Annotated in this window: 10 protein-coding genes; 1 reads left to right on the top strand and 9 read right to left on the bottom strand. The window is 69.9% G+C overall.

What is annotated here, in order from left to right; translation table 11 throughout:
- Nucleotides 1-248, top strand: a 248-nt coding sequence (locus ABD346_RS05440; RefSeq protein ID WP_344372146.1) for a DUF5915 domain-containing protein, incomplete at its 5' end; no start/stop codon positions are given.
- 518 nt (nt 249-766) lie between these two features.
- Here ABD346_RS05440 and ABD346_RS05435 read toward each other — a convergent pair.
- The 9 genes from ABD346_RS05435 to ftsW all read right to left on the bottom strand — a co-directional run bounded on the left by ABD346_RS05435 (nt 767) and on the right by ftsW (nt 9,328).
- Nucleotides 767-1,891 (bottom strand): DivIVA domain-containing protein, encoded by a 1,125-nt coding sequence (locus ABD346_RS05435; protein ID WP_344372144.1) that lies wholly within the window; start codon nt 1,889-1,891, stop codon nt 767-769.
- Nucleotides 1,892-1,940: 49 nt separating this feature from the next.
- Entirely contained in the window at nt 1,941-2,225 is a 285-nt protein-coding gene (locus ABD346_RS05430; RefSeq protein WP_053727781.1) for a YggT family protein, read from the bottom strand.
- Between the two features lie 73 nt (nt 2,226-2,298).
- Nucleotides 2,299-2,916: a cell division protein SepF gene (locus tag ABD346_RS05425; protein WP_344372140.1), complete on the bottom strand. Its 618-nt coding sequence runs from the start codon at nt 2,914-2,916 to the stop codon at nt 2,299-2,301.
- A gap of 141 nt (nt 2,917-3,057) precedes the next feature.
- On the bottom strand, nt 3,058-3,777 hold the full coding sequence (locus ABD346_RS05420) for a YggS family pyridoxal phosphate-dependent enzyme (protein ID WP_344372138.1): 720 nt from the start codon (nt 3,775-3,777) through the stop codon (nt 3,058-3,060).
- 6 nt (nt 3,778-3,783) lie between these two features.
- Nucleotides 3,784-4,491: a peptidoglycan editing factor PgeF gene (pgeF, locus tag ABD346_RS05415; protein WP_381227397.1), complete on the bottom strand. Its 708-nt coding sequence runs from the start codon at nt 4,489-4,491 to the stop codon at nt 3,784-3,786.
- Between the two features lie 52 nt (nt 4,492-4,543).
- Entirely contained in the window at nt 4,544-5,746 is a 1,203-nt protein-coding gene (gene ftsZ, locus ABD346_RS05410; RefSeq protein WP_189961110.1) for a cell division protein FtsZ, read from the bottom strand.
- Nucleotides 5,747-6,023: 277 nt separating this feature from the next.
- A complete protein-coding gene (locus ABD346_RS05405) occupies nt 6,024-6,830 on the bottom strand; it encodes a cell division protein FtsQ/DivIB (protein ID WP_344372131.1) in 807 nt (268 codons plus the stop codon).
- Nucleotides 6,831-6,853: 23 nt separating this feature from the next.
- Nucleotides 6,854-7,939: an undecaprenyldiphospho-muramoylpentapeptide beta-N-acetylglucosaminyltransferase gene (gene murG / locus ABD346_RS05400; RefSeq protein ID WP_053727775.1), complete on the bottom strand. Its 1,086-nt coding sequence runs from the start codon at nt 7,937-7,939 to the stop codon at nt 6,854-6,856.
- Between the two features lie 6 nt (nt 7,940-7,945).
- Nucleotides 7,946-9,328 carry a putative lipid II flippase FtsW gene (gene ftsW, locus ABD346_RS05395; RefSeq protein ID WP_344372128.1) on the bottom strand — a complete coding sequence of 461 codons (1,383 nt, stop codon included), beginning with the start codon at nt 9,326-9,328 and terminating at the stop codon, nt 7,946-7,948.
- Nucleotides 9,329-9,368: the final 40 nt, after the last annotated feature.

Here is a 9,368-nt window from a genome sequence, read left to right as displayed (position 1 = left end):
TGGCCCGTGACGCGATCCGGCTGATCCAGGAGGCCCGCAAGAACAGCGGGCTCGATGTGGCGGACCGGATCGCGGTGCGCTGGGAGTCCACGGACCCGGAGGTGTCCTCGGCCCTGACGGCCCACGCGGGCCTCATCGCGGACGAGGTCCTGGCCACGGACTACGCGGCGGGGTCCGCCGACGCCACGTACGGCTCCGCCTTCACGGACGAGCCCCTGTCGCTGACGTTCCGCCTCCGCAAGGCGTAGCGGCTCCTCCCACCGACGGCCCGCCCCCGGAACCCCGGGGGGCGGGCCGTCGCGTTTCCTGCCCCACCCCGCCCCTTCCCGAGACCCCAGGACAGGCTGGGGATGCCTGCCTGGGCGGCACGGAAGAAGCCGGACGGCCTGAAGATGCGGCGCCGCGGCCGGGATCAACCCTGCCAGGGGCGCGAGGAACTGCGCGAGCAACCATCGACGGTCCGTACCCGACCGCGCACAAAATCAGCCCCTCCGGCGTTTGAGGAGCGGGGCCCGGGGACAGCGCCCCCGGCAACGGGCATCAGCCCACTCCACACCCCCGGAGGGTTTGGGGAAGGGGCGGGGAGGGGCCGACGGGGTCCGGGGCAGAGCCCCAGCGCACCCGCCGAGCCGCCAGGCGCCCACCACCCGCAGCCCGCCGACCGGCTCCGCCCAGGGCACGGCAAAGGGCCGGCACCAGGGGAAACCCCGGAACCGGCCCTCGCAGCCTGCCGACGGCTACGCGTGGGTCACACGCGCAGACCCCGTCAGTTGTCGTCCTCGTCGATCAGAAAGCCGCGCATCGGCGAAGGAGCCTGCTGCATGGGCGAAGGCCCCTGCGGCCGCACCGGCGCCATCGGCTGGGTCATCGCCGGCGACATCTGCTGCTGACCACCGTAGGACGGCGCGCTCGGCATGGACTGCTGGCCGCCCATGGACTGCTGGCCACCCATCGGGTGCCCCATCGCCCCGGCACCGGCCGACGCCATGGACCCGCTCATCTGCGGAGCCGGCGGAAGCGACGCGGTCGCCGGAGTGCGCGGCGGCGCGAGCGAGTCGTCCGCCTGGGTCTCCAGCTGACGCAGCTGGGACTCCAGGTAGGACTTCAGCCGCGTGCGGTACTCGCGCTCGAAGCCGCGCAGGTCCTCGACCTTGCGCTCCAGCGTGGCGCGGGCGGACTCCAGGGAGCCCATCGCGACGCGGTGCTTCTCCTGCGCGTCCCGCTCCAGGGCGTCCGCCTTGGCACGGGCGTCGCGCTCCAGACCCTCGGCGCGGCTGCGGGCCTCGCCGACGATCTTGTTGGCCTCGGAACGGGCCTCCGCGATCGCCTGGTCGGCGGTCTGCTGCGCGAGGGAGAGCACCCGGGCGGCGCTGTCGCCACCGGGAGCCTGGGCCGGCTGTCCCATCTGCGAGCCGTGGCCGCCCATGGGGCCGCCCATCTGGCCCATGGGGCCCTGACCCAGCTGGTTCTGGCCCATCGGACCCTGGCCCATGGGGCCCTGGCCCATCTGGCCCGGGCCGTGCTGGCCCTGCGGGCCGTGACCGCCAGGTCCCGCCGGCAGCTGCGGCGCACCGCTGGGCAGCTGGGGCGGACCCATCTGCGGCTGCTGCTGGACCTGCGGCGGACCGGATATGGCGGCGGGTACGGGTGCACCCGGGCCTCGGCCGTCCTGCGGCTCCGGCTTGCGCATGCCCTGCTGCTGCTGGTTCTGCGCGGCGGCGCGGGTGGCGGCGGCCAGCTTGGCGCGCAGATCCTCGTTCTCGCGGAGCAGTCGCGTCAGCTCCGACTCGACCTCGTCGAGGAAGGCATCGACCTCGTCCTCGTCATAGCCTTCTCGGAGGCGGACCGTCGTGAACTGCTTGTTCCGCACGTCCTCGGGGGTCAGCGGCATCTCTTCTTCACCTCTACGTAGTCGTCGGCAGTCGGCAGGACCGTATCGTTCACAACCTGACCACGATGCTGATCAGGATGTAGACGATGATCATCAGAACGAAGAAGGACAGGTCGAGTGCCACGCCCCCGAGACGCAGCGGCGGAATGAACCGCCGCAGAAGCTTGAGCGGTGGATCGGTGACAGTGTAGGTGGCCTCAAGAATGACCACCATCGCCTTACCGGGTTGCCATGAACGGGCGAACTGGAAGACGTAGTCCATGACGAGCCGGAAGATCAGCACGATGAGGAAGCACATCAGCGCGATGTAGACCACCTGTAGTGCGACGCCCATCTCGCGCTTCCCTCTCCCCTTGCTTCACAAGCCCCGGCCCGTTCCCGGCCGGTTCGTTCCCGGTGTCGTGTTCTCAGCTCTGGTTGAAGAATCCGCCCTCTGCGATGCGGGCCTTGTCCTCCGCCGTGACATCGACGTTAGCAGGAGACAGCAGGAACACCTTCTGCGTCACCCGTTCAATGCTGCCGTGCAGGCCGAAGACGAGTCCGGCGGCAAAGTCGACAAGTCGCTTCGCGTCGGTGTCGTCCATCTCCGTGAGATTCATGATCACAGGAGTGCCCTCGCGGAAGTGTTCCCCGATGGTACGGGCCTCGTTGTAGGTCCGCGGGTGCAGTGTGGTGATGCGGTACGGCTCCCGCTCGGACACGACCTTGGGCATGATCACCGGTGCGTTCTTCTCCAGGCTCGGACGTTCAGGTGTGATGGACGCCACGGGTGCAATTCGCGCCGGACGCCCGCTTTCTACCGATAGCTGAACCGGTTCTCTCGGTGCCGGAGGCTGAGTTACTCGTACCGGTTCGTCCCGTTCGTCCTGGAGCTGGGACTGGTGCGGAGGCTGGTGCCGCCGACGGTCGCGCTCCGGTTCGGGCTCGGGTTCGAAATCGTCGTCGGGGTCGAACCCCCGGCCGTCGTACCCATCGTCCTCCACGAGGCCGAGGTAGACCGCCATCTTGCGCATCGCGCCGGCCATGCTCAGATTCCTCCGCTCTGTGGTGGATCGCTCCTGTCGCCAAGTGGCAGCGTCACCAAGGGCCCACGATCCACGCCGGTCTGCCCACCGAAGAGTGGGAATGACCATATTTTCTGCTGTGGTCCGACTTGCTTCGCGACGTTACCCGAGCCGGGGTCGGACTCCGAGTACCGCCGTTCCGACGCGTACATGTGTCGCTCCGGCCGCAACGGCCTCTTCGAGGTCCGCACTCATCCCTGCTGACACCATGTTCGCAGCCGGATGGTCCGCGCGCAGGCGGGATGAGAATTCCAGCAGCCGCTCGAAGGCCGCCCGTTGCCGTCCGGCGTATTCACCGGCCAGCGGCGCCACCGTCATCAGACCGCCGAGCCGGAGCCCGGGCGCCTGTTCGACCAGCGCGGCCAACTCCTCGATCCCGTCGGGGGCGACCCCTCCGCGCTCACCCCGCTCGCCGGACTCCGCGTCCAGGGCCACCTGGATGAGGCAGCCCAGCTCGCGCCCGGCCCGTACGGCCGCGGTCGAGAGCGAACCGATCAGCTTGGCCCGGTCGATCGACTGCACCATATCGGCATAACTGGCAACAGAACGAACCTTGTTGGTCTGCAACTGGCCCACGAAATGCCAGGTCAGGTCGAGGTCCGCACAGGCCGCCGCCTTGGGGGCCGCGTCCTGGTCCCGGTTCTCCGCGACATGGCGTACGCCGAGTCCGTGCAGCAGGCGCACATCGCTCGCCGGGTAGGTCTTGGTGACCACGATGAGGGTCACGTCCGCGCGCTTGCGCCCGGCGGCGGCGCAGGCGGAGGCGATACGTTCCTCCACCCGTGCGAGGTTCTCGGCGAGTTCGGTCTTGCGATCCGTCATGAGTCGTCAGTCCAGCCAGACATATCCGGCGAGCCGCCCAGTGGTGCGGTCGCGGCGGTACGAGAAGTGGTCGGGCGATTCGAGCGTGCAGACCGGCGAGGCCTCGACATCGGTGACGCCGAGGGCGGCCAGTTGGGCGAGCACCCCCGCGGTGACGTCCACGGCGGGGGTGCCCCAGCTGGTCTCGGACCAGGCGGCGGGCTCGGTCCCGGCGACCTCGGCCCGCATCCGCTCGGGTACTTCGTAACAGCGTCCGCAGACGGCGGGGCCGGTGCGGGCGACGATCCTGGCCGGGTGGGCGCCGAGCGAGACCATCGCCTCGACGGCGGCGGGCACCACGCCCGCGACCATTCCGGGCCGGCCCGCGTGAGCCGCGCCCGCGACCCCCGCCACCGGGTCGGCCAGCAGGACCGGGGTGCAGTCCGCGGTGAGCACCGCGAGCGCGGTTCCGCGACGGCCCGTCACCACGGCGTCCACCGCGGTCCGGTCGCCGGGGCCGAAGGGGCCGTCGACGACGGCGACCTCGCGGCCGTGCACCTGGTTCATCCAGACCACCCGGGCCGGGTCGAGCCCGAGCGACGTGGCGGCCCGTTCGCGGTTGGTGCGGACCGAGGCCGGGTCGTCGCCGACCGCGCCGCCGAGGTTGAGCTCCTCGTACGGAACGGCGCTCACCCCGCCCCACCGGTCGGTGAAGGCGAAGTGCGCGCCGCTCACAGTGCCCTGCTCTCGTATCACTTCAAGAGATCGCTTCGAAACGTCACTTCAGTCACTTGAGGAAGTCCGGGACGTCCAGCTCTTCGGCCTGGCTGTCCGGGTAGGGACGGGCCGTCGGGATGGCCGAGGGGGCCGGGGCCTCGTTGACCGGGGCGGGCTCGACCGGGGCCGGGGGGGCCGGCGGCTCCTCGCGGACCGTGCCGAGTCCGCCGAGCGGGCGGGACACCTCGGCCGGGCGCGAAGGAGCGGGCTCGTCGCGCTTGTTGGACGCGGAGGCGCTGAGCACGTTGTCCCGGCGGGCCGGCGGCTGTCCGCCGTCGAAGCCGGCCGCGATGACCGTGACGCGTACCTCGTCGCCGAGGGCGTCGTCGATGACCGCGCCGAAGATGATGTTGGCCTCGGGGTGGGCGGCCTCGCTGACCAGCTGGGCGGCCTCGTTGATCTCGAAGAGACCGAGGTCGGAGCCGCCGGAGATGGAGAGGAGCACGCCGCGGGCGCCGTCGATGGAGGCTTCCAGGAGCGGCGAGGAGATCGCCATCTCGGCGGCGGCCACCGCGCGGTCGTCGCCGCGGGCCGAGCCGATGCCCATGAGCGCCGAACCGGCCTCGGACATGACCGACTTGACGTCGGCGAAGTCGAGGTTGATGAGGCCCGGCGTGGTGATCAGGTCCGTGATGCCCTGGACACCGCTGAGCAGCACCTGGTCGGCGGACTTGAACGCGTCCAGGACGCTGACCTGGCGGTCGGAGATGGAGAGCAGCCGGTCGTTCGGGATGACGATGAGGGTGTCGACCTCTTCGCGGAGCTCGGCGATGCCGTCCTCCGCCTGATTCGCCCGGCGCCGGCCCTCGAAGGTGAACGGGCGGGTGACCACACCGATCGTCAGGGCGCCGAGCGAGCGCGCGATGTTGGCGACGACGGGGGCGCCGCCGGTGCCGGTGCCGCCGCCTTCGCCGGCGGTGACGAAGACCATGTCGGCCCCCTTGAGGACCTCCTCGATCTCCTCACGGTGGTCCTCTGCCGCCTTGCGTCCGACTGCCGGGTTGGCTCCGGCCCCGAGGCCGCGGGTGAGTTCACGGCCGACGTCGAGCTTGACGTCGGCGTCGCTCATCAACAGTGCTTGTGCGTCAGTGTTGATCGCGATGAACTCGACGCCCTTGAGACCGACCTCGATCATTCGGTTGATGGCATTGACACCACCGCCGCCGACACCGATGACCTTGATGACTGCGAGGTAGTTCTGCGGTGCTGCCACGTCGAAGGCCTCTCGCCTCGAGTTACGGGTCGTCACTTCGCGGTTGCCGCAAGGTGACGACGAATGCCGATTGGGACGGTCCGTATCGCCGGCCCGAACCCTAACGTTGAAGTTTAGGGTTACCAGTGTGTCTGTTCGCTGGACTCTTCCGAACAGGACACTAAGTCGACAAGTGGCGCGCGTTCAACGAACACGCCGAACCTCCCGTTTTTCTTTTCACCCTATGTGATCACCCGTGTCGCTGACCAACCAGGGTGCTGGCCAGCGCATATGTCCGTCAACTACCCGATACCGCAGGGGCGGTGGGGGCGCTCACATCGAAGCGGGCCGACTTCGGCCGCGCTTTCATCAGTGCACTGAGGGTACGTCCCTTCAGCTCACCTTCCTCGCTGCTTCCCCACAGCACGCTGCGGCCGCCGGTCAACTCCAACGTGACGGAGTCGTACGTGGAAATCTTGACGGAACGCGTCTCCTTGGCGACGGCGGGCGGGAGTTCACCCGCGATGCCCACCGCTTCGCGGACGAGCCGGTCGGTGCCGAACCGCCGCTGACTCGGGGAGTGCGAGGGGGTCAATTCGAGCAGCGGGACGCCGTTGAGGGGCTGTTGGATGGTGGCGAAACGCACACCCTTCGCGTCCACTTCGTCGAACTTCGCACCGTTCTTCATGACCAGGACGGGCTTGCGTTCGGTCACTTTCAGACCGATCCCGTGCGGCCAGGAACGGACCACCTCGACGGAGTCGATACGCGGCAGTTTCTGGCGCAATCGCGCCCCAATCGCCCTCGTGTCGACGGAAATCAGCGGCGAACCGATCGGCACCGCGGCCACCGCCTCGACCTCCCGGGGCGTCAGGACCTCCGTCCCGGTGGCCTTCACGTGCTCGACGCGCAGCCAGGTCGAGCCGTAGAGCACCCAGACGAGGCCCGCGCCGAGGAGAACGACGGCGACGGCCAGGACGATCGGAGCCCGCCGGCGAGGCAGCCGGAAGCGGCGGCTCCGCTGGGGACGGGGGCCGGACCGGCCGGACTTCACGGACTTCTTGGTCTGTCCGCCACCGCGCTGAGCGGTCGCCTGTCCGGCCACGGTCCCTGCCTTCCGTCAGTTGATCAGCGTCCTGCGATGGCCTCGTACACCATCTGCACGAGGAGTTGGTCGGCGTCCCGCCGCCCGAACTCGGCGGCGGAGCGCGACATCTCGTACAGCCGGTGCGGGTCGGCGAGCACCGGGAGGACGTTGCCCTGCACCCACTCGGGAGTGAGTTCGGCGTCGTCGACGAGGAGTCCGCCGCCGGCCTTCACCACCGGCTGGGCGTTCAGCCGCTGTTCGCCGTTGCCGATCGGCAGCGGTACGTACGCGGCGGGCAGCCCGACGGCGGAGAGTTCGGCGACGGTCATCGCGCCCGCGCGGCAGAGCATCATGTCGGCCGCGGCGTACGCGAGATCCATCCGGTCCACGTACGGTACCGGGACATACGGCGGCATCCCGGGCATGTTGTCGACACGCGGCAGTTCGTTCTTCGGCCCGACCGCGTGCAGGATCTGAATGCCGGAGCGCTGGAGCACCGGGGCGATCTGCTGGATGACCTCGTTCAGGCGCCGGGCACCCTGCGAGCCGCCGGAGACGAGCAGCGTCGGAAGACCCGGGTCGAGCCCGAACGCGGCGCGCGCCTCGGGGCGGACCCGGGCCCGGTCGAGCGTCGCGATCGAGTAGCGCAACGGGATGCCGATGTAGCGGGAGTTGCGCAGCTTGCTGTCCGGGGTGGCGACGGCCACCGAAGCCGCGTACCGCGAGCCGATCTTGTTGGCCAGGCCCGGCCGGGCGTTGGCCTCGTGGACCACGATCGGCACCCCGAGCCGCTTGGCCGCGAGGTAGCCGGGCAGCGCCACATAGCCGCCGAAGCCGACGACACAGTCGGCCTTGGTGCGCTCCAGGATCTGCTCGGCGGCCTTGATGGTGCCGCGCAGCCGCCCGGGGACGGTGATCAGCTCAGGGGTGGGCCTGCGGGGCAGCGGGACGGCCGGGATGAGCGCGAGCTCGTAGCCGCGCTCGGGCACGAGCCGGGTCTCCAGGCCCTTCTCCGTACCGAGTGCCGTGATCCCCACGGTGGGGTCCTGCCTGCGCAGGGCGTCCGCGAGGGCGAGCGCGGGCTCGATGTGGCCGGCGGTCCCCCCACCGGCGAGTACGACATGCACCGAAATTCACCGCTCTCCGGACGGACGCTTCTTGACGCGCCGTCTCATCGACTTCCAACTCACCCGAGGCTGCCGCATGGCAAGCGCCGCCCGCGCCGCGGGGTCGTCCCGCGCGAACGCGATCAGGAGCCCCACGGCGAACATGGTCGGCAGCAGCGCGGACCCTCCGTAGGAGAACAGCGGGAGCGGGACACCGGCGATCGGCAACAGGCCGAGCACCGCACCGATATTGATCACGGCCTGGGCCACGATCCAGGTGGTCACACCTCCCGCTGCGTACCTCACGAAGGGGTCCTCCGTGCGTCCGGCCACGCGGATACCCGCATAGCCTAGAGCCGCGAAGAGGGCGACGACCGACAGCGTCCCTGCCAGACCCAGTTCCTCACCGGTGACGGCGAAGATGAAGTCGGTGTGGGGCTCGGGGAGTTGGCCCCATTTCTCCACACTTGCACCCAGGCCGGATCCGAACCATCCGCCGGAGGCGAGCGCGTAGATTCCGTGCACCGCCTGCCAGCACTGGTCCTGCGGGCCCGGGTCCGTGGCGCCGATGCAGTTGAGCCGGCCCATCCGGTGCGGGCTGATCTTGATGAAGAGGGCGGCCAGGACCCCCGCGACGGCCAGCACGCCCGAGAAGAGCCGGGTGGGGGCGCCGGCCAGCCAGAGCAGGCCGAACAGGACCGCGGTCAGGACGATCGTCGTGCCCATGTCGCCGCCGAGCATGATGAGCCCGAGCAGCAGCAGGGTGACCGGCACGAGCGGCACAAGCATGTGCTTCCACTCGGTCAGGAGCCGCTTGTCCTGCTTGCGGGCGAGCAGATCGGCACCCCACAGAAGCAGCGCCAGCTTCGCGAACTCGCTGGGCTGGAGCTGGAAGGGGCCGCCGAGGTAGATCCAGTTCTGGTTGCCGTTGACGGATTTCCCTATCCCGGGGATCTGCACCAGGATCAGCAGGAAGACCGTGCCGGCCAGCATCGGGTAGGCGAGCGCCCGGTGGAGCTTGGCGGGCATGCGGGCCGCGACGATCATGAGGCCGCCGCCGATGAGGGCCGCGAGGAACTGCTTGCGGAAGAAGTACGAGCCCGGCAGCGACAGTTCGAGCGCCTTGATCATGGAGGCGGAGTAGACCATCACGAGGCCGAGCACGGTGATGAGCAGGGCGCTGCCGAGGATCAGGTAGTACGCCGTCAGAGGGCGGTCCCAGGCCCTCCTGAACTGGTCGATCAGGCGCCTGACGCCGCGCGGTCCGGGCCGCCGGGGGGCGCCGCCGGTGCCGCCGCGGACGGCAGGGCGCCGCACCGGCCCGGCGGTGCGGCTGCGCAGGAGAAGACCGGCGACTGCGGACACCCCTCGCGGGGTGTCCCCGGAGCCGCCAAGAACATCGGCCGCCATGTGTGCTGTCCCCTCCAGTCGTGCCCGGCGCCGCCGGTCC

Source organism: Streptomyces mauvecolor (genome assembly GCF_039532965.1).
Classification (GTDB): domain Bacteria; phylum Actinomycetota; class Actinomycetes; order Streptomycetales; family Streptomycetaceae; genus Streptomyces; species Streptomyces violascens.
This window is presented reverse-complemented; position numbering and strand designations above follow the sequence as displayed.

Excerpts from the sequence above, each read along its gene's own strand:
- ABD346_RS05435 (WP_344372144.1), bottom strand. The coding sequence starts at position 1,891 with ATGCCGCTGACCCCCGAGGACGTGCGGAACAAGCAGTTCACGACGGTC.
- ABD346_RS05430 (WP_053727781.1), bottom strand. The coding sequence starts at position 2,225 with ATGGGCGTCGCACTACAGGTGGTCTACATCGCGCTGATGTGCTTCCTC.
- ABD346_RS05425 (WP_344372140.1), bottom strand. The coding sequence starts at position 2,916 with ATGGCCGGCGCGATGCGCAAGATGGCGGTCTACCTCGGCCTCGTGGAG.
- ABD346_RS05420 (WP_344372138.1), bottom strand. The coding sequence starts at position 3,777 with ATGACGGATCGCAAGACCGAACTCGCCGAGAACCTCGCACGGGTGGAG.
- ftsW (WP_344372128.1), bottom strand. The coding sequence starts at position 9,328 with ATGGCGGCCGATGTTCTTGGCGGCTCCGGGGACACCCCGCGAGGGGTG.